We start from the raw sequence: 26,886 nt of genomic DNA on the forward strand, positions 1-26,886 counted from the left end.
CGCGGATCGGATTGCGGGCGATCGTTCTTAAGGGCGATCGCTTTCTGATTTATCTTTTTTCAACTCTTGGCGTTCTCGAACAGATTTCGTCAGCAGGTACGTTGCCAAACTGCTAACGGATCTGCTGTCTTCTTCTGCCCATTCTTCGAGAGCTTTTTGAATCTCTTCTGGCAAGTATGCGGTAACTCGTCCCCGTGAAGCCATTCGTTGTACTGCAAAACATCTCAACACAGTCCATCTTACGCTGTTTTGAGTTAAGACCGATAAAAATATTTCATTTTAAGTCATTTAAGGTTATTGTACGTCATTATGTGTTATAATGCTACCTGTAAACAGTCAAAAGCCAGCCCCTTACTGTGGAAGGTTCCGGGCTGGCTCTGGCTCCAACATTCAATGGAGACGGATTCTATTATGACGTACAAAGAACGCTTGTGCTGTTGGGCGATCGCCCGTTTGTTACCCTCTGAGCAATGGATTATTGTTGCCCGCTTCCGCAGTCCTTCAGATGCAGACGGGCATTTTCAGTTTTTGCGACAAACTATACCTCACGTTAAGTTTGAGGTTGTGTTCGATCGCAGTGGGGACAGTCACCGTTTATCCGCGACCTGCCACCCTTCCAATTCCGTCACCACCGCGTTATAAATGGTAATTTTCGCGGCGGTTTCAGTTAACTAAACATTGGCGATTCCCTACGGGATAGCTTCGCACGCGCGTACTTTTTTTGATAAGTGCGATCGTCTTTCCTTTCTTAAGTCCCCCTCTGCTGGGACGATAGTTTCTGTAGAAGCGATTTCAATCGCCGAGTTATCTGTTGGGATGTCTCTACTAACTTACTGCCGCACCATCACAGAGCGAATCACAGCATTTGGCTGATACTTATTAGTCTGATAAAATCCCCCTTTACCAGCGCCATAAACTCCCGCAAATTGTTTCCCTTCAGCCTTGGGAACAAACATAATGTTTCTAGTTGGTTGCTTGGCAAATACAACCCCTTCTCTCATTTCATTATCCACGTTATAAGATAAAGTCGCTTTGCCGTAAATTGCCTCGGCTTGTTTCAGAGTCATTCCCGGCCCGACGCCCTGAACTGTTTTATAATTAGAATTCTCAGTCATCAAAAGTTCAATGATATCGGTATCTTTTAGCTTTGTACCCGCAGCGTAGATAATGCGATATTGCACTTTTCCTGATCGACTAACTGCCACAGAATCAAAGTCTACCATAAAAGGAGACTCTACTTTAAACTGTGCTGTGGAACCGAGAGCCTTTTTCAATTGTCCTAAAGTCATCCCCACCTTCGCCGCTCCAATTGTGCGATCGGAAATCGTTAAACTTGCAGAAGGTGTTTTTTGAGCAGCATTTGCCACTTCTCCCAGCTTATTTGCACCCCCTGGCGCAACAGCGGAACCCGGAACCGAAATTAAGGTGAGGTAACTGCCGATCGCCAATAAAACAGCTATCATTGATCCAGACAAAACTTTAACATTCAACATGACTAATTCTCCTAGATTTCAAATGCGACTATCTACCCGCATCTTTTTGACTATCCTGGGCCTCACCCTCCTAGTTTGGATTCTCAGAGGTGTTGGAATATTGACATTCATTCCCGGTGGTGTTATCTGGATACTGATTTTGTTGTCTTTTGTTGCGGGTATCCTCAGCACTTTACTCCGCAGGTAAGCCGGCATCCGGCAAATAACAAATAAGAATTAACAATTAAAGTTTAACAAATTATTTTGATTTTGATTGTTTCATTGCCTTTCCCACTGTCACATTCAACTGAGCGCCGATCAGCATCACCAAAGAAGAAATATCCAGCCACAGCAGCAACACAATAAAACTTCCGATTGTGCCGTAAGCCCAACTAAAATTGCCCACATGCAAAACATAAAACCGAAATAAAGCTGAAAATAGCGCCCACAAAATAGCAGCAAAAACAGCTCCTGACACAAGAGGAATGTCTTGTTGGCGGCGGCTAGGCCCGTAGCGGTAAATAAAGGCAAAAGCCAGTGATACAATTCCCAAAGAAATCGGCCACCGCCACAGCCGCCAAACACCTAACAGTTGCGACTCCAAAGGGCAAGTGCTGGCGAGTAGCAAGCAATTTTGAACATCTTTTAAATCGCAATTGGCGACGGACTCCAGCAGGCAACTCTGGCGGGCAATAGCTTGTACAATTAAGTCGCTGACAAAGACTACTCCCGATGCTAGAATTAACAGCACAATTGTGCCGATACTCAGCGCCAAAGAAATAAGTTTTGCTTTCCAAAATGGTCGAGTTCGATCGCTAGGGATTTCATGGATGCGATCGAGTGCAGCCATCGCCGCGCTCATTACTCCAGAAAATGCCCAAATCGCCCCAAGAAAGCTCACCGAAAACAGCCCTTTACTGCGAGTTAGCAGAATTTCTTTGATTAAGCCACCAATCAAATTCCGCACGTCATCGGGTATAACTTCGCCCAAAAGACGGGCGATTTGATAAAGTGTTGACTGCAAAGGTTCAAACAGAGCGATCGCAGATAAGATAGCCAACAGCCCCGGAAACAGCGCCAGCATAGAATTGTAGGCCATTTCCGCAGATAGCCCCGGCAAACGCTGCTCTCCCGCCTTCGCCCCGACTTCCTTGAGCGTGCCCCAAGTCAAACACCGACAAAACAGCCAAAAACCCCAAAATTTCCGTTTGAGAGCTCGAAGCAGCCTCAAAAATGCCTTAAACAAAGCTAAAATCAGGTAGCGCAACCAGTAAAAAATGTTCATAGCGCACAGGCAACGGGGCGAAAGATGAGGTACACAAGTCGTTAATTAATTAAGCCATTATCAACTCGCAATTGCCAATTCCCAATTCCCCAATCTAAAATCTAAAATCTAAAATCTAAAATCAATATTATGGCTCAGGATGTCAGACAGTGGTTAGATGAAATCAAGCGGCTGCAACAGCAGTTAACAGAAGTTTCGCGCGATCGCGATGAGGCCGGTGAAAGTGCGGCCCAGTGGCGCCAACTCTACAATACCGAAGCCGAACAGCGGCGGAATGATGCTAAATTAACTCAGCAAAGCATCGCTTCTCTGGAAGCACAAATACAGCAATTACAAAATTTTTCCCCCATTATGCCCGAAGGCGACGATGCTGGAGTTGCTCGCCAGCAGGAAGTCGAACAACTGCAAACAGTAGGCGAACTTAAAGCTAAGTTAGCAGAAGTTCTCGAAGAGCGCGATCGGGCGATCGAACAAGTTAAACAACTCACTCAAGCCCTCAAACAAGAAGAAGCCCGTCACGCCGAAACTAGCAAAAATTTAACTAGCGCCCTCGGAGATGCCGTTGACTTGCTCACCAAAGCCCAAAATCCTGCCCCTGCAAAAACCGAGACAGTATATTCTTTAGAAATAGTACCTACTCGCACTGCAAATCCTGGCGAAACTGCGATAGAAATCCGCCAAACTTCCGCCCAAACAGGCAAAAATCCCGCCCAACTTCCACCTTCTAAAAATCAGTTACTCGATTTACCGCCCTTTGGGAATTAGGAGTTACAAATTAAGGAATTGTCGGCATGGCGACTCCCCTTAGCAGGTGGGATTTAGTTACCGATGTGTTGTTTTTGCTTTTCCTGCAATTAAGCGGCATTAATTTCTCAGCTTCTTGATGATATTCAATGCCGGTTCTATCGGAATGATTAAACCACAGAGGACGCAGAGGATACAGACGAAGGGAAGAGAGATGAATAATTCCGATGAAGGGCTGAGTGGATATTATTCCGCATCTACGGATAATATACTAATCGATGTAACTGTACTATATCCCAACCTATAATCTGCATTCAAAATTTTGAGGACTGCCAAAAAATCTTCCTCGCGTCGTACCAACCTACAGTCTTTAGATAGAACTTAATCGAGCTAAATTTTACTACTATCGACAACGACTGATGCGCGAGGAAACTTCATGAAGGCAGAGATATCTATAGTCTGGAAAAAGATTCAGAGCATGATCGACAGCTTTATGATCATGCTGCCTAATATTGTGCTGGCCTTAATTGTCTTTGCAATTTTTTACTTTGTGGGGAGGCAAATTAAGAGAGTGGTCAGGCGACTTACCCGCCACCACCACCAAGCTCGAAATTTGGGGCTGGTGTTAGGACGGTTAGCCCAGAGTGTGATCGTTTGAGTTGGTCTATTTATTTCTCTTTCGATTGTAATTCCTACATTAAAAGCTGGCGATTTGGTGCAACTGCTGGGAATTAGCGGGGTGGCGATTGGTTTTGCATTTCGCGATATCTTGCAAAACTTCTTAGCCGGTATCCTAATTCTGTTGACGGAACCGTTCCGAATCGATGACCAAATTGTGTTTAAAAACTTTGAGGGAACGGTAGAAAATATTGAGACCCGCGCTACAACAATCCAAACCTATGATGGTCGGCGGATTGTCATTCCAAATGCCGAATTGTTTACGAATTCGGTGACAGTGAATACTGCTTTCGATAAACGCCGCATGGAATACGATATTAGTATTGGTTACGGCGACGATATTGACCAGGCCAAGCAGTTAATCCTGGAAGCACTCCACAGCCTGAAGGAGGTTTTGAAAGCTCCTGCACCCGATGTACTGGCGATGGATCTAGGAGAAAGTACGGTCAATATCCGCGTTCGGTGGTGGATTGCTCCGCCGCGCCGAATTGACGATCTGCGATCGCGCGACAAGGTAATTTGTGCTATTAAAAAAAAGCTATATGTGGAAAACGGCCTCGATTTGCCTTATCCTACGCAGAACATCTTGTTCCACGATCGAACCGAAGAGATAGATGGCGATCGCTCCCAGCAGCGTGAAGGATGGCCTGCAGACAAACGTAAAGTTCCGAAACCTCGTCGTATTAGTGGCTCTGTGCGAAAACTGACCCAAGGGCGATCGCAAATTGACGACAATGGACAATCTTAAGCGCGTCACAATTCATGAAAAATATCAAGTTGAGAAAACTTTGGGAGTCGCTACACTGCGATCGTGCAACCGGAATTGATATCACCCGCCGAGTGATCAAAGGAGTAACAAACCAGGATTGATATGATACCTAATTTTCAAGCAAAAACCACAGTCCGATTGCCGTAAACTAAAACACGATTTTGTAAATGATATCGCACCGCTCTTGCTAACACAACCCTTTCTAAATCTTTACCTTTGCGAACCAAATCAGATACTTCATCGCGGTGACTGACGCGCACAACATCTTGTTCGATAATCGGGCCCGCATCTAAATCTGGGGTAACATAGTGGGCTGTTGCACCGATAATTTTTACCCCTCTTTCATAAGCCCTTTCGTAGGGATTTGCACCCACAAACGCGGGTAAAAATGAATGGTGAATATTAATCACCTTGGGAAATTTTATGATAAAGTCTTGACTCAAAATTTGCATATATTTAGCCAGAACTACTAAATCAATATTATATTTTTTAAGAAGTTCTAACTGTTGTGCTTCTTGAATAGCTTTATTGTCTTTAGTAATGGGAATATACTCAAAGTCGATACCGTATTGTGCGGCAATGGGCTTTAAATTTTCATGGTTGCTGATAATCAGGGGAATTTCACCTCTGATTTCTTGCGCTCGCTGTCGCCAAATTAAGTCTAATAAACAATGATCTTGACGGCTGACCCAGATCGCAAGCCGTCGAATTTTTTGGGAGAAATGCAGTTGCCAATTGGCTTGTAAATCCTTGGCAATTTCACTAAAAGCAGGTGTTATTTGTTCGGTGGTTAAGTCAAAATCATCTAATTGCCATTCTAGCCGGCTCAGAAATAATCCGGCGGTAAAATCTGTATGGTGATCGGCGTGGATGATATTGCCGTTGTGGGACGCGATAAAATTGGCAAGTAAGGCGACGAGTCCTTTGCGATCGGGACAGGCAATTAACAGGGTTGCAGTAGGGCTAGTCATTGTATAATCGCTAAAGTTTTATTGACGCTCCGCAGCATACAAGCTCTTTGAAGTTATTCTGTAGGGTGTACGCTACGCAGCTTACTGTTACTCGAACTACCGCCGTTTGGTAATCAGGAATTTAAAATACTGCTTGCTCCGAAGATTTGTTGTGCGGTTAACTGCAAGTCTGGGAAGAGTGAAGAAATCAGTCGATCGCTCTTTTGAAACAACTGTTTTTGATACTCATCTTCTCGCAGCATACAAATCGTAATTGTCGGCTGTTTGGGTTTGCCAATATATTCTCTGCCGCCAATGCCCAGATAATCCACAATCCAATACTCAGGCACTCCCAGCATTGCGTAATCTTCAACTTTGCGGGCGTAGTCGTTCTGCCAATTGGTGCTGACGACTTCAGCGATTAGTTTAATTGAGTTTCCCGATGTAATTACAGGTTCTTGTTGCCACAAAGGTTCATTAATTAGTTGAGTTCGATCTACTACAAGTACGTCGGGGCGGAACGCTGTTGCTGTTCCTAATAATTTGATGAGACAGCGAGGGGGAATAAAGTAGGGTAGATCCAGACGATCGATTTCTACATTGAGTTTTCGCCCGAGGAAGGCGGATACTTGTTCGTGCGGCCCCGTGGGCTCCATTTCGGTTAATTCACCATCGATTAGTTCGTAACGCTCGCTGTCGCCAAAGTTGGCAATAAATTCATCAACACTTAGAAGTTTGGCAGGTGATTGAACCATTCTGTTTGCTCCTAGTGATGAATTAAGAATTTTTTTAACGAACCGCAGAGGACGCAGAGGACGCAGAGGAAGAGAAGAGAGAGAAGATGACAAAGAGTTTTCATATTTCCCTGTTCCCTCTTCCTTCTTTTAAAATCCCATCGCCCCAGCTACTGCATCCAAAGTCGGAGCAATACCGCTTTTAAACATATTGTTGCTGTGATTAATTGCGGTATCCGGGTCTTTCAAACCGTTACCAGTCAACACGCAAACCACCGTCGCCCCAGTCGGAACTTGATCTTTTACCTTCAGCAAGCCGGCCACAGAAGCTGCACTCGCCGGTTCGCAGAAAATCCCTTCCTGCGATGCTAACAAGCGGTAAGCGTCCAGAATTTCGGCGTCGGTGACGGCAGCAAAACTGCCGCGGCTGGCTTCGGAAGCTGCGATCGCCTGTTTCCAGCTAGCGGGGTTGCCGATCCGAATCGCCGTCGCCAAGGTTTCTGGGTGCGATACCGGTGAGCCCGTTACCAACGGTGCAGCCCCGGCTGCTTGAAATCCCATCATCTGCGGCAAGCGCGAACATTTTTTGGCTTGGTGGTATTGACAAAAACCCATCCAGTATGCTGTGATGTTTCCCGCATTTCCCACGGGAATGCACAGCCAGTCGGGGGCGTCGCCCAAGGCGTCCACCACTTCAAAAGCTCCGGTTTTCTGACCTTCCAAGCGGTAAGGATTGACGGAGTTGACCAATGTCACCGGATAATTGACAGCCATTTCGCGGACAATTTCTAAGGCTCGATCGAAATTTCCCCCAATCGAAATTACTTCCGCACCGTAAAGCAAAGCTTGCGCCAGCTTGCCCAAAGCCACGTAACCTTCGGGAATCAACACGAAAGCTCGCATCCCCCCGCGTCGGGCGTAGGCGGCGGCGGAGGCCGAAGTATTGCCGGTACTAGCGCAAATTACAGCTTCGGCACCAGCTTCCTTCGCCTTGGAAATCGCCATTGTCATCCCCCGGTCTTTGAAACTACCAGTGGGGTTGAGGCCGTCGTATTTCACCAGGACGCGCACGTCTCGACCGATGATAGAGGCGATCGCAGGTGCTGGAATCAGGGGAGTATTGCCTTCTTGGAGGGTCACTACCGGCGTGGTTTCTGTGACCGGCAGGTAGGGGCGATAAGCTTCGATCAAGCCGGGCCAGCCGTAGCGTTTCGGCTCGGCTGCGCGGGCAGCGGAGTTAGCAGCAGAGTCAGTAGCAGGTAGAATCAGGGTCACGATGTCAATGGTTTTAGGCAATGGCTAAGGAATTTACACTAATTTTAGCTTGATCGGTTAATTTGATGTTTAATACGATCGGTTCAGGTTAAAGTAACTTAATGGTGTGAATGTGTAGATATGTCTACTCAATTACTAATGTCAAATAATTCATCCACTCTTTCCCGGCCTCAAGTCACCGCGAGCAACCCCGAAATGGCTAGTTCTTCTACCCTATCGACCAGTTTTGCCCGCAAAGTAGATTTGGTAAAGTGCCCCTACCAAGCCGATCAGCAAGTTAAGTTCCTGCACTTGCAAGCAGAAATCGAATCCTTGCTGCTGGAAGTACAAAGCCTCAAACAGCAACGCTCGATCGCTGGCTTGCGGGAGATCGACCCCATTTCGGGCAGCAACAGCAATTAGCAGACAACAGTCGCTAATGCTAATTGTCCTGCCCCTGTGTTATAAAAACAAAGGTTTTGCTACCCGCAGTGTTTTTTGCCGAAAGTGCTAGAAATTCCTAACTGCGGATAGCGATCGCTAGCTTTTGCTAAAACGCGCTTGCCTACAGCTCAACTCGTCTGCTGCTTGCTGGCAACGAGCTGACATTTTACGGCGCTTTTTTATTGCGCTAATTTGTTAAGCCATCCTCATGGCATACGGAGAATCGAAATCAGTTTATGACAGCATCGATCGAAAAACCACTAAATTTGACATCCGCAAGTGACACTTCCAACCTGCGCCTCAAAGATATTCTCAAAACCCTGCCGCGGGAAGTATTCGTCAAAAACCCCCGCAAAGCTTGGACAAAAGTAATTGTCAACGTTCTTTTAGTTGCTGTCGGTTACTGGGGCATAGCAGTCTCTCCTTGGTTTCTACTACCCCTAATGTGGATTTTCACAGGCACCGGATTAACCGGTTTTTTTGTGATCGGTCACGACTGCGGTCATCGGTCATTTGCTAACCGCCGCTGGGTAAACGATTTAGTCGGACATATTGCATTTCTGCCGTTAATTTATCCGTTTCACGCATGGCGGCACGGACACAATTATCACCACAAACACACCAACAAACTTGGCGAGGATAATGCTTGGCACCCGATGACAGCAGCAGACTACGCTGCTGCGCCCAAGGCTTTACAAATAGCTTATAGTTTAATATTTGGTCCAATGTGGTGGATCGGCTCGATCGCCCACTGGGGAAAAGTGCACTTCATGTGGTGGCGCTTCAAAGGCAAACAGAAACAAGAACAAGTGCGGTTTTCAGTTTTTGTCGTTTTAATCGGTGCTGCGATCGGATTTCCGATTTTAATTGCAACCACAGGCATTTGGGGATTTGTCAAATTTTGGTTAGTGCCCTGGCTGGTTTACCATTTCTGGATGAGCACTTTTACGATCGTTCACCACACAGCACCAGATATTTCCTTTAAAGAACCCGAAGAATGGAACGAAGCCCAAGCGCAACTATCGGGAACAGTTCACTGCGATTATCCCCGCTGGGTAGAGTTTCTGTGCCACGACATTAACGTCCACGTTCCCCACCACCTTTCAACTGCTATTCCCTGGTACAATTTGCGCCTCGCCCACAGCAGCTTAAAGGAAAATTGGCAAGATCATCTCTACGAAACAAAATTTTCTTGGTCTTTAATGAAGCGGATTGCCGACAACTGTCACTTGTACAATCCCGCTGGTGGCTATCAAACATTGCAGGAATTTAACGCTAAAACAAAGTAAGTTTTAAACGCGATAAATGCCAGAAAAACCCGGTTGGTCAAACACAACCGGGTTTTTCGATATTACAATCCGTAGCCTTTGTAAGGTGCGGAATGCGCGCCCTACTGTGAATATCACAATCCGTACCATTATTAAATCAGTCATTCCCAATCTAAAATCTAAAACCTAAAATCTAAAATCGAATGACTTTCAATCCCAATAACTGTCGCAACGAAAGCGAAGTAGAAAGCAAACTGATTGTCAGCTATCTGCTACCAAAACTAGGCTATACGCCCGATACTTGGCACCAAGAAATAGCATTTGGGAATATTCGTCTAGACTTCCTCTCATTTGCCACCCAAGTTATCCCCATAGTTGTCGATGCAGAATCGCCGATGAGTGTAGTTATGGAGGCTAAACATCCGAAGGAAAATTTAGACCGCCACCTGCGAAAACTCAATCGCTATTTAACAAGTTTGAGCATCCGCTACGGCCTCATAACTAACGGTAAAGAAATTAGAATTTACCAAAGAGTCGTTGATGATATTCAGCTAGTCTTTAAGTGTGCTGGAAAAGACCTTGAAAATAGAATTGATGAAATTATCGCTTTAATTGGCAGAGATCGTTTAAAATTTATAAAAAATCCCGATAATCTCGAACTGGAGGATAGTAAAATTAATTTGGTTAGTCCTGAGTTAATTAGCGAAGTCCCAGTACAGCACCGCAATCCCGCCACCGCAGAACCTGAGCCAAGTCACATCTCAGAACCGGAACAAATACCTGAAAATAATCCCGTTAAGCCTCAAGTTAAATCCGATGTAACCGTTCCCCAAAAAAGCCAAAATACGATGAAAATTATTGCAGTTTACCACAATAAAGGCGGCGTTGGCAAAACTACAACAGTAGTCAATTTAGCTGCTGCGCTTAGCAAACAAGGTAAAAGAGTCTTGGTAATCGACTTAGACAGTCAGGCTAATACAACATTTGCGACAGGTTTAGTAAAATTTGAGGATGAAGAACAAGACGATTTGAAAGATAATAATATTCTTCAAGTTTTGCAATCAGAAGACTTTTTCTCGATTGCAGAAGTAGCTCGAAAGTCAACTTTTTGCCATCCCGAAATTGATGTGATTCCTTCCCACATCAATTTGATGCACGAAGAAACCGAATTCAATCAACTAGATTACAGTCGCCTGATTTTAATTCAGAAACTAGCAGTAGCACAGGATAAATATGATATTGTACTGATCGATACGCCGCCCTCTTTGAATTTTTACGCCAGAGTTGCCCTAATTACGGCGGATTATTTAATTATTCCTTCTGACTTAAAACCTTTTGCCAATCAAGGATTGGTTAATGTCAAGGATTTTATCAAAAAAGTTAACGCATTCAGGAAAATAATCGGCAAACAGCCGATCGCAATTTTAGGCGTACTCCCCTGCAAAATCTCAACTAATACTAAATTTGTACAGTATAGTTTGCCCAAGCGGAGGGAGGCAATTCCCAAACGCTACGGTCTGGAAATCATGGACAGCGTAATTTACGAGAGAGACGATTTAGCAAAGTGTGCAGAACAAATGCAAATCGTGGGAAATATGGAAATCGCAGATCCGATTTCAGTGCTAGACTTTAAGCCAGATTCCATCGCCTCCCAAGAATTTGAAATGCTAGCAATAGAAGTTTTAGAAAAAATTGGTAAAAACTAATGAAAAAATTATTTCCGTCACTGGTTGCAGTGAAAAGAATTACATCCGCAGTTCCACGTTCCAATTTTGCAGATGCTGATTTGGATAAATTAGCGCGACTGATTTTAGAGTCAGGAGGATTGATTAATCCGATAATTGTCCGCCGAAACGGTATGGATGCTTACGAAATAGTAGACGGAGACTTTGAATATTATGCGGCGGCGAGAGCAAAGGAAATAGATGCTCCCAAAGGCGAGACAATCGGAGCATTCATCCTGGAAGAAGAAAATGAAGAACTTCTCCTCGAACAACTTAAAATTATCAGAAAAACCGCAATCACTGAGAAGTTAGTTGATCTCCCAGAAACCGGGTTTTTTGAGGAAAATACTTCGTCACAGCCTGCAGATTCAATAAAAAACCCGGTTTCTTTGGTCGAAGTCCCTAATTTATGTGAAAATGAAACTCCCCAAGATTCATCTAGTTTAGAACAGCGACTAACAAATATTGAAGCTCAGTTGGCCCGTCAAATTAATGACTTAAAAGCCGAGTACGCCCGTGAACAAAAAGTTTTCGCCCAGAGTATACAAGAACTTGAAAACCGAATCTTACAACAAGTATCTCTGTTAGTTGAAGCTGGTTTAGCAAACAGAATTAATGAGTTAAAATCTGAGTTGCCACCCGAAAAACCAGTGGTGGTAGAGAGGATACCACAAGTTGAAAACGTAGCTTCCGAATCAATGTCGGCGTTGGAAGCACTCAATACCCTAGATGAATTTAAAATGTTGGCGAATTTTCAAGATGCGGGCTTGAAGTCTCCAGTAATCAAAAGAATAATCAAAGAACGAGAGGTGCAGCCGTTTGTGTCATTTACAAGTGCGGTCAAACGTATTGATGGGTTAACCGACAAAACAATGATTAAAATAATTGACAAGTGGCAAAAATACTCATAACTCGCCATTTTTGCCACCACTGCTAACTTTGACTCAGTGAGTCTCTACACCAAAAAAAGTAAAGATGAGTAAAGCAGTGTATGCTTGGTGTCCCGCAGGCAGTTAAACTCATCACAGTCGCTTTTTTTAGGAATTGCAGTAACTTTTGCCGATCGTCCGGGGTGTCACCGCACAGCCATCCGCACAGGTACAGCAGCAACACCATATCTCCCCCAGATAACCGAGTTCGATCGCAGACTGGGAAGACTCAACCCAAGAAACCCTTTAACTTACCACGGTCTGGGTAAGGTGTTTGTCTCGCACCCTACAATTAGAGTTCTTGGGTTAGTCCTGCATCCCTTAAAACGCAGGCTGTAAAGTGCAAACATACATAAATACCCAAACACCAGATTTTAATGACAAAAGGGGACTTGTAACAAGATGGATCGATCGTCCGATCAAAACCCAATAGTTGAATATTTGCGGATTAAGCCAATTAGTCACAGTCAGATTTACACTTCCCAAATTGCCATACCAGAGCCTCATCGGGGGGAAATTCCTCGCGAACGCCGCGAAGCTCTTAGGAGAAGTCTGATCGAGCAAGGCAGCAACTTAATTCCTTTAATTGTACGCCCTACAGAAGCTTACAGCAACGAAGAAGAATATGAAGTTGTCTGCGGCTCAGATTGGTGTATTGTTGCTAAAGAACTCGGCATCGAGCAAATGTGGGCGTGGGTATTTGAAATGACCGACGAGGAGGTAGCTGTTGCTCAAGCAGAAATGGAACATTTAGCTCCGCAACCGACTCAGAAAACAGCACAAATTGACACTCTACTGCAACAATTTGAGCTATCATTTCAAAAAAAGGTAGATAGTCTAACAAAACAAATAGAACAATCTGTTAAAAAAAATGAAGACCTGCTAAAAAAGCACGTAAAAGCTCTAACTGAGCAGAACTTTGAGCGTAACCAAATAGAACAGATTAAGCATTTGCTCGAACAAGTGGAAAAAGCATTTCATGAAAAGGTAGATAAAATGGCTAAAAAAATTGAACAATCGAGCAGCAACCGTCCGCCAACATCGGCTGTTATTTCTGAGGTAAATCTTGAAGGTGCTTTGAGACAGTTGGATGAACTGGAAAAACTGCTGTCAATAAAATTAGAACGCACAGTCGAAACAATTAATCAGTTTGTTTCCGACGCCATTGAAGACGTAGAAAATGACCTAAAAAATCAAATTGAAACGCTCCGCCGCCAACTGGGAGCCACAGCTACGCACTCAGAAATACAGCCCGAAGCACAGCCGAAGAAGCAGTCAAAAACGCAGCCTAAGAAGCAGTCGAAAGCACAGCAAAAACCTCAGTTACCGCAGTTGCAGTTAGAGTTGCCGTTTCCGTCCCCGTCCCCAGAGGATGACTACGAAAGTCTTTCGCTGAGAGGGTTGAAGGCGATCGGTAAAGAGCGGAAACTGCGGGGCTACGCGCGCATGAAACGACCAGAAATTCTGGCGGCTCTCAGGGAAGCTGACGGCAGATAAAACGGTAGTTGCTAATAGTTAAAAACTAATTGTTCGGTGTTCGATCGCGTTTTATGCCAAAAAGCGCGATCGGGCTTTCAGAATAGTTTTGGGCGCAGAAACGAGCCGATCGCCTGGCCGCGAAACTGCGATAATTAAATATCGATCCCGATACAATTTAGTCCAGCCCCTACTCACAAAAACACGGTTTACTGCCGCGTGTATCTGTGCTTTACCCCAATCGGAAAATACTCCGCATCGCCCGTCTCCGTTAATGTCACCACAGGTAACTGATATTCTGGCGGCACGTAATTAGCAAATTCGCTGTTTAGCCGCCGCAATTGCGCGAGAATTGAAGATGCGATCGCCTGCTGCATCTCCTCGTCGCCCTCCACCCCCGCTGCTAATTCCACAACCACCGATAAAAACCGATTTTGATCCGCATCTTCCTTGACTTGCAGTACAAATTTTCCCGTCACCCATTCCCGAATGGTGGGAACTTCTAAACCTACGGTGACATTTTCCGGGTAAATGTTGGCACCGAAGTAGGAAACGGTAAAGTGCGTTAGCGAAGCCCTCGAAGAGGATCGCCCGAATACATAGACAAAGGGCAAGCAGCGAATTCCTCTGGGGAAATCAGAAACTTTCATACCTGCTGCTTGCTGCAAACGTGCCACAGGGTTAAACCCCCATTCTGCCAAAAAATTGAGCATTGCTTCGTAACAAATTAAACCGCCGTTATCCGAGATGTGATAGCGTATTAGCGGGATGCCGTTGTCGCCCGAAAATAACAGCGTGCCGTCATTATTCACTTCAAAAAAGCGGCTTTTCGGATCGTACTGCACCAGCGTTGGCAACCGCGATTCCCCGAATAAATTGCGTGCTGCTTCGGGATTGTTTGCTAAAAAGCGGCGGATGCAAATACTCAGCGGTGTCTCGTTGCCCAAAACGCCCGCGTCTGCCGTACCGTAAAGGCTCGCAGAGTTGTAATATAGATTGTCAGAATTAGTGCGATCGCTCACCAAACTCCGCCATTCTTCGCTAAACACTTCCCCCGCAAACACCATCTTAATTCGATATTTTTGCCACTCCACACCCCCAGCAATTCCGCTATCTATCACATCCTTGATAAACGGCGGATATCCCAACAAAACTACTTGCTCAAAATGCTCCCCAAGTTCCTGCACTACTCGAAATATTTCAGTCTTATTATTCCCAGGCGTCACAACTGTAACTGGATAGCCCTTACTCGCTAGATAGCGGCAGCAATTTGCCGTGTACATTCCGCCTACCCAAGTTCCCAACGCAAAGCAAATGACAGCTAAAGTTGAGCGTTGGTCGGCGTAAAAACTGTCGTGAAATATTTGTTCAAAACGAGCGGCAATTTGCAACTCGTCGCTGATAAAACGCGGCCAAAACGTCGGGTTTCCTGTCGAACCAGATGAAACAGCAATGAAATCGCAAGTTTCTAATTTCCCCTGGTGACACAACTCAGGTAGCGGGTGACAGCGTAAATAATTCTCTTTGGTAATTAGCGGCAATTTTTGGAAGTCTTCAAAGGTTTGAATTGAGGCGGGATTGATGTTAAGTGCAGCTAGGAAAGTCTGGTAAGCTGGTACTGTGGCCGCGACTTTTTGAAAAAGCGCGATCGCCCCGGATTCGGCAACTCGATTCTGCTGGTGTTGCAATCGTTCCTGAAGCGGCGCCCTTAAAAACTCTTCAAAAGCCCCCATTGCTCGCTGACGCTGTTCTGGCTGCATGATTTGCTCCTTAAAATGGGTATTTAGCACCTCGATCGCTCAAGATTCAATTAGTAGCGCTAACACCCGATCGCACATTGGGCTGGACACTAAAAATTTGAACACATTTTGAGGTCGCTCGAAAATATGGCGCAGTAGATAAACTTCCATAGCACGAAACCGCTGTTTTCACAATAACCACAGGGGATAGCCAAGCTGCCGATCGACTAATAAACACTGATACACTGTGGCAAGATTAATTCAGCGATCGCCCAAAACTCCCAGTCTCAGTCAAGCGTGAAAATCCGACGCAGCAAGTTCCAATGAACAATCCCATCTACCCCGGCATAACTCTCAACAATCACTACCGCATCGTCCGCGAATTGGGACACGGAGGCTTCGGGCGCACCTACCTAGCAGAAGATGCCCACCGATTTAACGAACCCTGCGTTTTAAAAGAATTTGCGCCCCAAGTACATGGAAGTTACGCTTTACAAAAATCCGAGGAACTGTTCGAGCGGGAAGCGGGAGTGCTCTACAAGCTGCAACACAATCAAATCCCGCGCTTTCGCGAACTCTTCCGCGTCAGTATCAGCGATCGAGGCTACCTATTTTTCGTCCAAGACTACGTGCCTGGCCAAACTTACCGCTTTTTGCTCGACGCCCGCAAGCGTCAGGGTTTGCGGTTTATAGAAGCAGAAATCAATCAATTACTGCTGCAGATTTTGCCCGTGCTCGAATACATTCACTCTTTGGGAGTGATTCACCGCGACATCTCCCCGGACAACCTGATTCTGCGGAGTTCTGACGGGATGCCCGTGCTGATCGACTTTGGCGGAGTAAAACAAGTCGCCGCCACCGTAGAGTCTCTATTCGCTGAGGCTAACGGCACTCCCGCCCCCGCGACTCGCATCGGCAAGCTCGGCTATGCTCCCGTCGAACAGATGCAGATGGGCATTGTCTCTCCCCACAGCGATTTGTACGCTCTGGCGGCCACGGTTTTGGTGTTGCTGACTGGGAAGGAACCCCATCAATTGATCGACAGCCATACCCTGAATTGGAACTGGCGGGGGGAATGTTCTCTGTCTCCGAATTTGTCCCTGGTGCTGGATAAAATGCTTGCTCAGCAGCCGAGCCAGCGTTACTCCTCGGCTCGCGAGGTAATGCTCGCTCTCTCCGGCAATCCGCCGTTACAGCCACCTTTGCCACCAGCCCCGGATTTTGGGATCACCCAGCCACCAGATTTCTCGCCTATACCCGTGCCCGCTCCCACACCAAAACTGCCGGGAACTCCGGTGCGAATTGCTGCTATTGGCAATCAGCAAAAGATGCCTGCTTGGAAAATGGTTTTGTTTGTGGTGGCTGTGCTATCAACTATGGGGGGAGTTGGCTGGTTTGCGGGCAATTCTTTGTTAAATCTGCAATCAAAAGTGCAGAAAGTTTCCCAGCCTCCAAGCCCGAAGCAGCAGCAAGAAGATGCTTTGCAAGATCGCTTTGTCAAGCTCAAAATTGACGATCGATTCTATAGCGGTTACGTCAACCTTGTGGACGAGACTTTTTATGCCAAATACCCGGAATTGGGGGGACGATTGTTAAAAGAAGGCGATGAAGATCGCCAATGGCGCGAAAGGTGGCAGAAAATCGGCGACGAGTTGCTCGATAAGCTGGAAAATCTCAGCAGCAACGCTAGAGCGCGGTTGGGCACTTACGACACCACTGATATCGATCGCTGGAAAACTGAGGTTAACAAGCTGAATTTGAGTAGTCGGGCTTTGTACGATTTGGCTGATGCTAGGTTCTTTTATTGGTTTCCACAACAGCCGCGCGATCGCAATATCATTGGTTTGCCGATCGGACAAATTTGGCAAGCAATTACCGCCGACGAACTCGAAGCCTTACAAGCTGGAGCAACTGTTGAAAGCGTTGAATTTGACCGCCTATCGAAGAGCAAAAGCCTCACAGGGAATCTCAAACCCGGAGAAGGGAAAGCTTACATTGCCAGGTTCGCTCAAAATCAAACTTTGCGCGTGAATTTGCAAGCACCGCGCAAATCTACCCTACTGTCAATTTATACTCCGGGGCGGACAAAGGGCGCGCGAGCTTTGCTGGAAGATGCAGAAGGACTTAGTTGGTCTGGATTGCTGGATGATGCTGGTTTTTATGAATTCGTGGTAGTTTCTCAAGCATCTGAGCCGATCGCTTACGAGTTGAACCTGACGGCGGAATAACTGCTATTGACGCTCTCTATCCACCCAGGCAATAATAAGGTAATACCAATCAGGTAAGTTTTCCTGTTCAAACAAAGAATATGCTGAGATTCGCGATCGTAGCTTTAGTGACTTTTGGATTAGTATTAGTGACTGCACTAGGTTTACATCCGGCCAATGCGACAGTCAGCAGTCCCGAATTTTATGCTTGGAACTTTGCCTCTGTAGGCAGTAGCGAGCTGGTTTGTAAAAAGACCGTGGTAGTTCCGCAAGACCGGATAATTCCGTCATCATCCATGCACGCTGTCAGTATCACTTCTGCAATTGTAGATTCCAAGTTTTGCGCGAATTCCACTCAGCCTGTGAATTTAGGCCGTGGATAATAGGATTTCCGGTTATATAGCAATCCTAAATCATGTGTGAACTTCTTACTCCCTCCCCGAACCCAAGGGGAGGGTTGGGGTGGGGTAAAAAAATTACGACTCCGGCAATGATTGCTATAGAACCATAATTAAGTTTTCCGTTAGTCGATTTTAGATGTTAGATTTACTTCACAGATGAATCTGGGAGATTGAACCTTAATCTAAAATTTTTATCTCTCCACTACTGTTGTCTGAAAGCAAGTATATTTTTTTGGATGAATCAGGATGCTGCATCCTGATTCATCCATGGAGAGAAAACTCTAGTTTTTAGTACAAACACGGACTAATTATGAACAATTAACCGGACATCATATAAGTGATAGCCTGAGTAATTTTCGCCATCGGCGCACTGAAACTGTTCGCTAATTTTTTTTATGAGAAATATTGGCTATTTTGTAATAAAAGTTTATCAAAGGAGTCGGGCGCAGCAGTTTTCTGCTCTTGAAAGAGAGCGAAATCTTCCCAATTTAGGCAGTTCTTTGATTGTGACTTAAGAACCGAGGGAAAATATTCAGCCATTTGGCTAATCATTTATTGGCTAATTGGCCCAATTACTAATTCCCTAGTTTGAGTATGCTAGAGTTAGTCAGGTTCAGATATATAGTGCCATCTGTTATCTAAGTATCATGCTCAAAATTTTGGTAATTGAGGACGACGAATTAATCCGGGAAACTCTTCTGCAACTCCTGGAATCTCACAGCTACCGGGTCATTGCGGCAGAGAACGGTCGAGCTGGGGTGCAGATGGCACTTTCGGAGATACCGGATTTAATTTTGTGTGACGTGCAGATGCCGGAACTCGACGGTTATGACGTGTTGCGGACTCTGCGGCAAAACTCGCTAGCTGCAACAATTCCATTTATTTTCCTCACGGCTCAAAGTGACAAAACCGATTTTCGTCGGGGGATGGAATTGGGGGCAGACGATTACTTGACAAAGCCGTTTACCAAAGCTGAATTGCTGGGAGCCATTGCTTCTCGCGTCTTGAAACGGCAAACTATTACTCAACCGCTAACAGTCGCACTTCACCAAGCAGAAGCCAGACTCAAAGATTTAGTTAACGACTCCACCAAGGTTACAACCCTCTCTCCGGAAAAGTTTGCTCTCGAAGCTTTGCTGCGCCACGCTTTGGCACAAGGTGAGTTTCAGGTATACTATCAGCCGCAGGTGAATATTGCGACTGGTCAAGTTATCGGCGCCGAAGCTTTAGTGCGCTGGCAAAATCCCGATCGAGGTATAATTTCTCCCTGCGAATTTATTCCCTTAGCAGAAGAAACAGGTTTAATTATTCAGATTGGTGAGTGGGTACTGCTTTCAGCTTGCGCTCAAGCCGCTAGTTGGCTAGCGGCGGGGTTTTCGCCCTTTACAATATCAGTAAACTTGTCGGCCCGGCAGTTGTCCGACCCGGAACTCAAGGCGCGAATCGTCCAAATATTGGAAACTACAGGTTTAGAGCCTGCTAATTTAGAATTAGAAATGACCGAAAGCGCTTTGGTGGAAAATGCGACAGTAGCAGGCGCTACTTTAAACCAACTAAAAGCTCTAGGAATTCGGATTGCTATTGACGACTTCGGCACCGGTTACGCTACTTTAGGATATCTTAAGCAATTTGCTTTTGACAGTTTAAAGATCGATCGAATTTTCGTCCGTAATGCCAACGAAGATACTCAAAATGCTGCTATTACTACAGCAGTAATTTTACTGGGTCACAGTTTGAATATGACTGTAATTGCTGAGGGAGTGGAAACAGAAGCAGAACTAGATTTTTTGAAACAACATCAGTGCGATATCATGCAGGGGTATCTGTTCAGTCGCCCCGAACCAGCAGCGATAATTGAAAGTATGTTGGTTGCCGACCCGAGTTTGTTCGCGCCGCCCCCAGCAGCACCTGGTCGCGTTGTTCCTTTTGTACCTGTGTCCGAACCCGAAAAATCTAAAAACCTTTCAATGTCGGGTCTAGGAATAGTGTAAGTGTCACCAAAATTTCTGTTTTATAGGATAAAATTCTTTCTTTTACCTTATATTTTCGGCATAAAAGTTGACGCTTCTTCATAAAAAGTTGTACCTTTTGATGATAGGCCAATCAAAGAAAGAGATTGTTCCCCATATTGCTCTACTGCTTCCCCTTTTAGGCGCTAGGCGCCGCTAATTGGATTATTTGAGAAATTGTGGCGTCTTGAAATTGCAAGCCTTTATTAAGTTGCAGCAGGTAAACTCAATTAAGTTCCTACTTTGGGACTGGCAGTTTCAATAACTGTCCAACTGGAATTGGTGCAAGCCTGTCATGGAAAGAATATTAGTGGTGGACGACGAAGCAGACTGTCAAACAGTCTTAGCAATGTACCTGGAAAGTCAAGGATATCGGGTGGAATGCGCTAATTCAGGGGTTGAGGCGCTCTCCATGTTTGAAAATGCCCCCCCAGATTTGGTAATTTCAGATGTCATGATGCCGGAAATGGACGGGTTTGAGTTTTGTCGCCGTTTGCGAACTACCCGTTTGGGACAGTTAGTCCCCTTTATATTTTTGTCGGGTCAAGGCGAGTTGGAGTCAAAAGTTGAAGGTCATTCGATCGGCGGTGACGATTATCTGGTAAAACCTTTTCAGTCTGAAGAAATTTTAGCTAAGGTAAAAGCGCAGTTAGAGCGCTCTCACCGCATTCACGCCGAAATTGTCCGACTGCTGCAAACTTCTAGCGGTAGGGCGGTGGAACCACAATTTGTGGCAGTATTGCCAGCACCTGCACCTTTGCCTTTAACACCAGCCGAGGAAAGAGTTTTTTGGGAGGTTATCCAGGGTTATACTAACAAACAAATTAGCGATCGGCTGTTTATTAGCCCCCGGACTGTGCAAGCTCATTTAGGCAGCATTTTCAGCAAATTACAGTTAGAAAATCGTGCCCAGCTTGTGAGATTTGCCCTAGAAAGAGGATACAAACCACCTCAAACTTAGCTCGGATCTCAACTTAGGGTGCGCCAGCCAGCCAGGGGATTTTAGATTTTAGATTTTAGATTTTAGATTTACTCCCCAGATGAATCTTGGAACTAGAGTCTAAAATTTTTCTTCCACATTCAAAACACAATAAGGAAAATTAGTTATCACGCAAACCCCTGGCCCCAAATTCGTACCTCGCAAGTTGGCACGTTCCAAATCAGCCTGCCGCACATTATTCGCCGCCTCAATATTTGTCCCGGTCAATTGAGCCCGAGGAAGCCTAGTATTTGACAAAATAGCATTCTGCAAATTAGTATCGCGCACATCCGCGAAAGACATATCCGCTCCGCTTAAATTCGCACGATTCAAATTAACTCTAAACAACAGCGACCGCCTTAAATCGGCATTCGACAAATTAGCTTGCAGCAGATAAGCTTCGCCCAGATTCGCATTAAAAAGTTTAGCACCGCGCAAATCCGCACTCGTCAGATTCGCTCGCCCCAAAAAAGCATTAGACAAATCCGCATTTCGCAGATTAGCACCATTCAATTCAGCACCGTACATCTCGGCATTAACTAAGTTAGCATTTGCCAAATTAGCATCACTTAAATCCGCTTCTAGCAAATTAGCTTCATAGAGATTTGCTCCGCTTAAATCCGCTCCTCTTAAATTAGCTCTGTACAAGCTAGCCTTGAACAAATCAGCATTTCTTAAGTCACAGCCCTCGCACTCTTTAGTTTCCAGCAATTGCCTAACATGATCGGGATTTTGAGCCTTAACGGGAGCTGTCAGCCCAAACAAAGCTAAACTTGCCGTTACAGTTGCCAAGAGTTTAAGTTTCACAAACAAACCTCACTGCTACTTCAAACAAATTATACTAGCAAACTGTAGAATTTAAACCCATATCTTTCTCTCTTTTCTCTTACTCTGCGTTCTCTGCGCCCTCTGCGGTAAACCCTCAAAAAAATGATTCGCAGCCAAGGATATAGACCTGCTGACAGCAAGGCGGGCAAAGCCCGCCCTACTTAACTTAATTAAGCTTCATCTAAAGCAGCAACACCAGGCAATTCCTTACCTTCGAGTAGCTCCAAACTAGCACCGCCACCAGTAGAAATGTGGCTCATTTGTTCACCTAAATTCAACTGTTCAACAGCCGCCACCGAGTCACCACCACCGATAATTGTGGTAGTACCAGTTTTAGTAAGTCCAGCCAAAGAATGAGCGATTCCTTCAGTTCCCACCGCAAACTTCTCCATCTCAAACACGCCCATCGGCCCGTTCCAGATGACAGTTTTGCAATCGGCCAAAGCATCTTGGAAAGTTTTTACTGAATCCGGGCCGATATCCAAACCCATCCAACCGTCGGGGATGCTTTCTACAGGAACAGTTTGAGTGTTAGCATCAGCAGCAAACTTGTCAGCAACTACCACATCAGTAGGTAACAGAAAAGCAACTCCCCGTTCCTTCGCCTTAGCTTCCAAAGACTTAGCCAGTTCCAGCTTGTCATCTTCCACCAAAGACTTGCCAACGTTCAAGCCGCGAGCTTTGTAGAACGTGAAAACCATGCCACCGCCCAACAGCAGTTTGTCGCACTTTTCGAGCAGTTTTTCGATGACTCCAATCTTGCTGGAAACCTTAGAACCGCCGATTATAGCAGCTAAGGGACGCTGAGGATTGTCGATCGCACTGCCGAGATATTGCAGTTCCTTCTCCATCAAAAACCCAGCCACAGAAGGACTCAGATACTTAGTAACGCCCTCAGTAGAAGCGTGAGCCCGGTGAGCAGTACCAAAAGCATCATTGACATACAAATCGGCCACAGAAGCTAACTTCTTAGCAAATTCCGGGTCATTTGCTTCTTCTTCTGGGTAGAAGCGGACATTTTCCAGCAACAGCACATCGCCATCTTGCATCGCGGCGACTGTAGCAGCGACTTCATCACCGATGCAGTCGTCAGTCTTTTTGACCTCTTTGCCCAACAATTCCGACAGGCGCACAGCAACCGGCGTCAAGCGCAACTTCTCTGTCACACCCTTGGGACGGCCGAAGTGGCTGCACAAAATCACCTTAGCGCCCTTGGACGCTAAATCTTGAATTGTCGGCAGAGCCGCCCGGATGCGAGTATCATCGGTGATATTGCCGTTGTCGAGCGGCACGTTAAAGTCCGCCCGCACCAATACCCGTTTGCCCGATAAGTCCGATGCCGATAAATTTGCTACAGTTTTTTTTGTCACAGGATTAACCTCCTAATATGTGTGTTTTTGTCGAATTCCGTTGAAATGGCGGCACTGGTAACTTGCACCCCGGCCTCGGACGCATTCAACCGCGCCCGTACAAAAAACGGAAGATGGAACAAACGGCACTGATTGGCTTAACCTAAACATTTTATCGGAGTCCGTGTCCCGGAGATGTGCAGTATGTTCAAGACAGTCTTATTTCCTGTAGATCAAAGCCGAGAAGCCCGCGAAGCTGCCGAAAAGGTGGTCAATATCGTAAAAACCTACGGTTCTCGCTTAGTTATTCTCTCGGTAGTCGAACCCCCAGCCGAGGAGGCCGACGCCCCCGCGCGAGAGGTGATGACTTCCCCCGAAGCAGTCGCTAAACTTCTTTCTGAGGCCCAATCGATGTTTTCCCAGCAGGGAATTGAAGCTGAAATCATCGAACGGGAAGGCAAACCTGCTTTCACGATTTGCGATGTGGCTGACGAAATTGGGGCCGATTTGATTGTGATGGGCTGTCGGGGGATGGGTTTAACCGATGATGGGGCGTCTGACAGCGTTACCAATCGGGTGATCAATCTGTCTCCTTGTGCAGTTTTGATTGTGCCTTAGTTATTAGTTATTAGTCATTAGTCATTAGTCACGTGTTGTATCATGTCCGACTAAATAAACGTAGATTCTTGAGGGGCGGGTTCACCTGTATCTATATATGTAAATCCAGGGTATGCTTAAACCCGCCCTGACACAGCGACTAATGGCTGCTGACTAATGACTGCTGACTAATGACTGCTGACTAATAACTAATAACTAATAACTAATGAAAATTCACTGGTATCCCGGTCACATTGCCAAAGCTGAACGGGCATTAAAAGAACAGTTAAAGCGGGTAGATGTGGTGCTAGAAGTCCGAGATGCCCGCATTCCATTGGCTACTTATCACCCCCAAATGCCGAGTTGGGTGGGCGGCAAGCCGCGAGTATTGGTCATCAACCGCATGGATATGATTACACCTCGATCGCGCGAGGCGTGGGAAACATGGTTTGAGGCCCAGGGGGAAACGGCGTATTTTACCAATGCCGAGCACGGTCAAGGAGTAGACGCTGTGGCGGATGCCGTGCAGGATGCTGGGGTGCAGCTAAATAAAAGAAGGTTCGATCGAGGTATGCTGCCCCGTCCAGTCCGTGCAGTGGTGATGGGCTTTCCCAATGTGGGAAAATCTGCTCTAATTAATCGGCTGTTAGGGCGGAGAGTGGTGGACAGTGCCCGCAGAGCTGGAGTAACTAAATCGCTCCGATGGATTCGCATTTCTGACGAAATTGAATTATTAGACGCGCCTGGAGTGATCCCAACCCGAATTAACAATCAAGAAAATGCCATAAAATTAGCTATTTGCGAAGATATTGGCGAAGCAGCTTACGACAATCAGGTAGTAGCAGCAGCGATGGTAGATTTGCTCCAAGGGCTGGAGGCGGCTGATGACACGTTGATATCACTATCTGGTTTCAAATCCAGGTATAAATTAGATCCAGCATCTAGTAATGGTGAAGATTATTTGCACGAGGTCGCAAAAGACAAGTATAAAGGAGATGTCGAACGAACGGCGCGGCAGATGTTAAACGATTTTAGAACTGGTGTTTTGGGTCAACTTTCTTTGGAGTTGCCGCCGGCTTGATCAGACTCGTAACCTACAACTAATCAGAAATGGTATTCAATAGAGAGTTGCTGACGCTGATAATGTGAACTTCGTCTCCTATGTGTAATATTTTTTCTGCTGGTTGAGGTGCGAGTCGCGTGTTAACTATCAGCCGACTAAAGTGATTTAAAGGCCCTTGTTTTACCAATTCAGGCATGATTTCCTTCTGTTTGGCTGTTAGTATATTGTTAAAATTTGGATCGCCTGCTTTCGCCCCATAATTTCGCGTAGATAGGATACATGGCTGACCGGGATTAATAGCTTCAAATATTACAGTCCCTATTTTAAACCTCACAATTTCATCGGATTGTGAGAAAAGTTGGTCTTCCCAAAAAGCCGGGACATCTCCTATTTCAATATTAGCTCGCAAGCGCTGGCGCATCTCGTTAACGCAAACTCTCGGAAACCAAGATGCAACTTCGGCAATTGTTTCGGTACTAATAATGCTTGGCCCTGGTGCAGCGAGATTGTCGGGAAAACCAGTCAGCAAGTTTTCAATCAACTTGACGGGGAAACCGAAGTAGTTGCTCAACCAAGATTCTATTCCCAAGCGTTCTCTATCTACATGAAAAAATATTTCTTGTTCAGTGCCTTGAATTTTCAGACCGGCAATTCTCTTTTTGATGTCAAAGGATAAGCGTAGAAAACGGACTCCGCTGTTGTGCTTAGTGTTAACCAATTCTCCTGCTGCATCGCAGATTGCAAAAGAACGATCGCCTTCTAGAGCTCCGCTGGCTAGAATAGTGGCTTGACTGACTGCTATGCCGTCAAGGGACTTGACCGGATAGATATGAATGCTGGCGACGTAGGACATTTCGAGCCATTGGTAAATAATTGTCGTTTTAGATATATTCTAGCATCCCCTGCCGGTAGAAGGATGACGGCAGTTGACTTTACTAAATAAAATATGAATGAAATAAAAATGGGCCACTTTTTTGAATGTTACATTGTGCCGGAACACCTTGTACAGAAAAATCAAAGAAGTCTGACTGAGCTTGTGGTAGATATTATGGTATAAAATAGAAAAAATTGAACCGAGTTTTAAGCAATGACTGAAAGCGGAAGTAGAAGCATGATTTCGCGACGCAATTTAATGTTGAGGGCTGGTGCAGGGATGCTGGCGGCAAGCTTGGCACCTGCGTTTTTACAAGCCGAAGCAGCAAAGGCAGAGGCAATCTCTGGCATTACTCCCGACGGTGCTCTCAAGAAATTGATGGCGGGGAATCAACGCTACATTCAGCAAAAACGGACATTTCCCGACCAAGCTCGATCGCGAGTTGTAGAAGTAGCAAAGGGTCAACATCCGTTTGCAACCATCCTGGCTTGTTCTGATTCGCGGGTTGCTCCCGAAATTATTTTCGACCAAGGATTGGGGGATTTATTTGATATCCGAGTAGCTGGCAATTTTCTCGACGATGTGGTGCTCGGAAATATAGAATATGCGGCCTTAGAATTAGGCGTGCCCCTATTAGTAATTCTGGGTCACGAACGCTGCGGTGCTGTCAAAGCAGCTTTAGATGGTAAAGCTGTGCCGGGTCACATTAGCACTTTGGTGGCAGCGATTAAACCAGCAGTTGATTCGACCAAAGGTCAAAAAGGCGATGCGTGGGATAACGCCGTCAGAGCTAATGTTAAAATGAATGTAAATAAGTTACAATCCTCGTCGCCTATTTTAGCTAAAGCAGTCAAAGCGGGCAAGCTTAAAGTGGTTGGGGGCCGCTACGATTTGGATAGCGGCAAAGTAGAGATAATTGCTTGATTTTGCTGGTAATTTTCAGAATTTGTAGGGTAGTGCCTTTCTTTGCCTACCCTTGGGGAGCGAGGGGAAACCATAGGGGATTGCCCCTAAGAATTATTGGGTAACGATAAAGTAGATCTCTTGCAAAATAATTTTATGATATAATGAAAAGTTTTGCTGAGATTTAATTGAATCCCAACTCCTAACTTA

At 45.6% G+C, this 26,886-nt stretch carries 25 protein-coding genes; 15 read left to right on the forward strand and 10 right to left on the reverse strand.

Going from position 1 to position 26,886, the window contains the following annotated elements; translation table 11 throughout:
• Positions 1 to 27: 27 nt before the first annotated feature.
• Complete coding sequence (locus tag QUA34_RS23325) at positions 28 to 204, reverse strand: ribbon-helix-helix domain-containing protein (protein WP_332979594.1); 177 nt, start codon at positions 202 to 204, stop codon at positions 28 to 30.
• Positions 205 to 411: 207 nt separating this feature from the next.
• Between QUA34_RS23325 and QUA34_RS23330 the strand changes: the two genes are divergently transcribed.
• Positions 412 to 642, forward strand: a complete 231-nt coding sequence (locus QUA34_RS23330; protein ID WP_333389407.1) for a hypothetical protein — start codon at positions 412 to 414, stop codon at positions 640 to 642.
• A 188-nt stretch (positions 643 to 830) separates the two neighbouring features.
• On the opposite strand, the gene QUA34_RS23335 is transcribed toward QUA34_RS23330, so the two are convergent.
• Both QUA34_RS23335 and QUA34_RS23340 read right to left on the reverse strand, forming a co-directional pair.
• Positions 831 to 1,493, reverse strand: a complete 663-nt coding sequence (locus QUA34_RS23335) for a hypothetical protein (protein ID WP_333389408.1) — start codon at positions 1,491 to 1,493, stop codon at positions 831 to 833.
• Positions 1,494 to 1,731: 238 nt separating this feature from the next.
• On the reverse strand, positions 1,732 to 2,757 hold the full coding sequence (locus QUA34_RS23340; RefSeq protein ID WP_333389410.1) for a YihY/virulence factor BrkB family protein: 1,026 nt from the start codon (positions 2,755 to 2,757) through the stop codon (positions 1,732 to 1,734).
• Positions 2,758 to 2,886: 129 nt separating this feature from the next.
• Here QUA34_RS23340 and QUA34_RS23345 point away from each other — a divergent pair, with 129 nt between their 5' ends.
• From QUA34_RS23345 to QUA34_RS23355, 3 genes are all read left to right on the forward strand, one after another.
• Positions 2,887 to 3,522 (forward strand): hypothetical protein, encoded by a 636-nt coding sequence (locus QUA34_RS23345; protein WP_333389411.1) that lies wholly within the window; start codon positions 2,887 to 2,889, stop codon positions 3,520 to 3,522.
• A gap of 457 nt (positions 3,523 to 3,979) precedes the next feature.
• Entirely contained in the window at positions 3,980 to 4,159 is a 180-nt protein-coding gene (locus QUA34_RS23350) for a mechanosensitive ion channel family protein (protein ID WP_333389413.1), read from the forward strand.
• 57 nt (positions 4,160 to 4,216) lie between these two features.
• The gene (locus tag QUA34_RS23355; RefSeq protein WP_333389422.1) at positions 4,217 to 4,927 is read left to right on the forward strand and encodes a mechanosensitive ion channel family protein; all 711 of its coding nucleotides are present in this window, start codon (positions 4,217 to 4,219) and stop codon (positions 4,925 to 4,927) included.
• Positions 4,928 to 5,064: 137 nt separating this feature from the next.
• Here the strand turns inward: QUA34_RS23355 and purU are convergent, their stop codons facing one another.
• From purU to thrC, 3 genes are all read right to left on the reverse strand, one after another.
• Positions 5,065 to 5,919: a formyltetrahydrofolate deformylase gene (gene purU / locus QUA34_RS23360; RefSeq protein WP_333321792.1), complete on the reverse strand. Its 855-nt coding sequence runs from the start codon at positions 5,917 to 5,919 to the stop codon at positions 5,065 to 5,067.
• Positions 5,920 to 6,032: 113 nt separating this feature from the next.
• Complete coding sequence (locus QUA34_RS23365) at positions 6,033 to 6,653, reverse strand: Uma2 family endonuclease (protein WP_333321790.1); 621 nt, start codon at positions 6,651 to 6,653, stop codon at positions 6,033 to 6,035.
• A 129-nt stretch (positions 6,654 to 6,782) separates the two neighbouring features.
• Positions 6,783 to 7,907: a threonine synthase gene (gene thrC, locus QUA34_RS23370; protein ID WP_333321788.1), complete on the reverse strand. Its 1,125-nt coding sequence runs from the start codon at positions 7,905 to 7,907 to the stop codon at positions 6,783 to 6,785.
• Positions 7,908 to 8,102: 195 nt separating this feature from the next.
• Between thrC and QUA34_RS23375 the strand changes: the two genes are divergently transcribed.
• The 5 genes from QUA34_RS23375 (at position 8,103) to QUA34_RS23395 (ending at position 13,748) form a co-directional block, all read left to right on the forward strand.
• The gene (locus QUA34_RS23375; protein WP_333321785.1) at positions 8,103 to 8,309 is read left to right on the forward strand and encodes a hypothetical protein; all 207 of its coding nucleotides are present in this window, start codon (positions 8,103 to 8,105) and stop codon (positions 8,307 to 8,309) included.
• A gap of 257 nt (positions 8,310 to 8,566) precedes the next feature.
• Positions 8,567 to 9,619 (forward strand): fatty acid desaturase, encoded by a 1,053-nt coding sequence (locus tag QUA34_RS23380; RefSeq protein ID WP_333321783.1) that lies wholly within the window; start codon positions 8,567 to 8,569, stop codon positions 9,617 to 9,619.
• Between the two features lie 182 nt (positions 9,620 to 9,801).
• The gene (locus QUA34_RS23385; RefSeq protein WP_333321779.1) at positions 9,802 to 11,304 is read left to right on the forward strand and encodes an AAA family ATPase; all 1,503 of its coding nucleotides are present in this window, start codon (positions 9,802 to 9,804) and stop codon (positions 11,302 to 11,304) included.
• Positions 11,304 to 12,233: a ParB N-terminal domain-containing protein gene (locus tag QUA34_RS23390; protein WP_333321777.1), complete on the forward strand. Its 930-nt coding sequence runs from the start codon at positions 11,304 to 11,306 to the stop codon at positions 12,231 to 12,233. The genes QUA34_RS23385 and QUA34_RS23390 overlap by 1 nt, the downstream gene beginning before the upstream one ends.
• 420 nt (positions 12,234 to 12,653) lie before the next feature.
• The gene (locus tag QUA34_RS23395; RefSeq protein ID WP_333321775.1) at positions 12,654 to 13,748 is read left to right on the forward strand and encodes a Rho termination factor (modular protein); all 1,095 of its coding nucleotides are present in this window, start codon (positions 12,654 to 12,656) and stop codon (positions 13,746 to 13,748) included.
• 188 nt (positions 13,749 to 13,936) lie between these two features.
• Here QUA34_RS23395 and QUA34_RS23400 read toward each other — a convergent pair whose 3' ends face one another.
• The gene (locus tag QUA34_RS23400; protein ID WP_333389416.1) at positions 13,937 to 15,487 is read right to left on the reverse strand and encodes a phenylacetate--CoA ligase family protein; all 1,551 of its coding nucleotides are present in this window, start codon (positions 15,485 to 15,487) and stop codon (positions 13,937 to 13,939) included.
• Positions 15,488 to 15,789: 302 nt separating this feature from the next.
• On the opposite strand from QUA34_RS23400, the gene QUA34_RS23405 reads away from it, so the two are divergent.
• From QUA34_RS23405 to QUA34_RS23415, 3 genes are all read left to right on the forward strand, one after another.
• Positions 15,790 to 17,694: a serine/threonine-protein kinase gene (locus QUA34_RS23405; RefSeq protein WP_333083282.1), complete on the forward strand. Its 1,905-nt coding sequence runs from the start codon at positions 15,790 to 15,792 to the stop codon at positions 17,692 to 17,694.
• Between the two features lie 1,027 nt (positions 17,695 to 18,721).
• Positions 18,722 to 20,065 carry an EAL domain-containing response regulator gene (locus QUA34_RS23410; protein WP_333321769.1) on the forward strand — a complete coding sequence of 448 codons (1,344 nt, stop codon included), beginning with the start codon at positions 18,722 to 18,724 and terminating at the stop codon, positions 20,063 to 20,065.
• A gap of 313 nt (positions 20,066 to 20,378) precedes the next feature.
• Positions 20,379 to 21,044 (forward strand): response regulator, encoded by a 666-nt coding sequence (locus QUA34_RS23415; protein WP_333037484.1) that lies wholly within the window; start codon positions 20,379 to 20,381, stop codon positions 21,042 to 21,044.
• 99 nt (positions 21,045 to 21,143) lie between these two features.
• Here QUA34_RS23415 and QUA34_RS23420 read toward each other — a convergent pair whose 3' ends face one another.
• Together QUA34_RS23420 and QUA34_RS23425 are read right to left on the reverse strand one after the other, a co-directional pair.
• A complete protein-coding gene (locus QUA34_RS23420) occupies positions 21,144 to 21,869 on the reverse strand; it encodes a pentapeptide repeat-containing protein (protein ID WP_333321767.1) in 726 nt (241 codons plus the stop codon).
• A 191-nt stretch (positions 21,870 to 22,060) separates the two neighbouring features.
• Complete coding sequence (locus tag QUA34_RS23425; protein WP_333052811.1) at positions 22,061 to 23,260, reverse strand: phosphoglycerate kinase; 1,200 nt, start codon at positions 23,258 to 23,260, stop codon at positions 22,061 to 22,063.
• Between the two features lie 183 nt (positions 23,261 to 23,443).
• On the opposite strand from QUA34_RS23425, the gene QUA34_RS23430 reads away from it, so the two are divergent.
• Complete coding sequence (locus tag QUA34_RS23430; protein WP_333128466.1) at positions 23,444 to 23,857, forward strand: universal stress protein; 414 nt, start codon at positions 23,444 to 23,446, stop codon at positions 23,855 to 23,857.
• 205 nt (positions 23,858 to 24,062) lie between these two features.
• Positions 24,063 to 24,917: a ribosome biogenesis GTPase YlqF gene (gene ylqF, locus QUA34_RS23435; protein ID WP_333389419.1), complete on the forward strand. Its 855-nt coding sequence runs from the start codon at positions 24,063 to 24,065 to the stop codon at positions 24,915 to 24,917.
• Positions 24,918 to 24,936: 19 nt separating this feature from the next.
• Here ylqF and QUA34_RS23440 read toward each other — a convergent pair whose 3' ends face one another.
• Positions 24,937 to 25,752 carry an MOSC N-terminal beta barrel domain-containing protein gene (locus QUA34_RS23440; protein WP_333321763.1) on the reverse strand — a complete coding sequence of 272 codons (816 nt, stop codon included), beginning with the start codon at positions 25,750 to 25,752 and terminating at the stop codon, positions 24,937 to 24,939.
• Between the two features lie 234 nt (positions 25,753 to 25,986).
• On the opposite strand from QUA34_RS23440, the gene QUA34_RS23445 reads away from it, so the two are divergent.
• Positions 25,987 to 26,697, forward strand: a complete 711-nt coding sequence (locus QUA34_RS23445) for a carbonic anhydrase (protein ID WP_333389420.1) — start codon at positions 25,987 to 25,989, stop codon at positions 26,695 to 26,697.
• The last annotated feature ends 189 nt before the right edge of the window (positions 26,698 to 26,886 follow it).

The sequence above is a fragment of the Microcoleus sp. POL10_C6 genome, assembly GCF_036701585.1.
Classification (GTDB): domain Bacteria; phylum Cyanobacteriota; class Cyanobacteriia; order Cyanobacteriales; family Microcoleaceae; genus Microcoleus.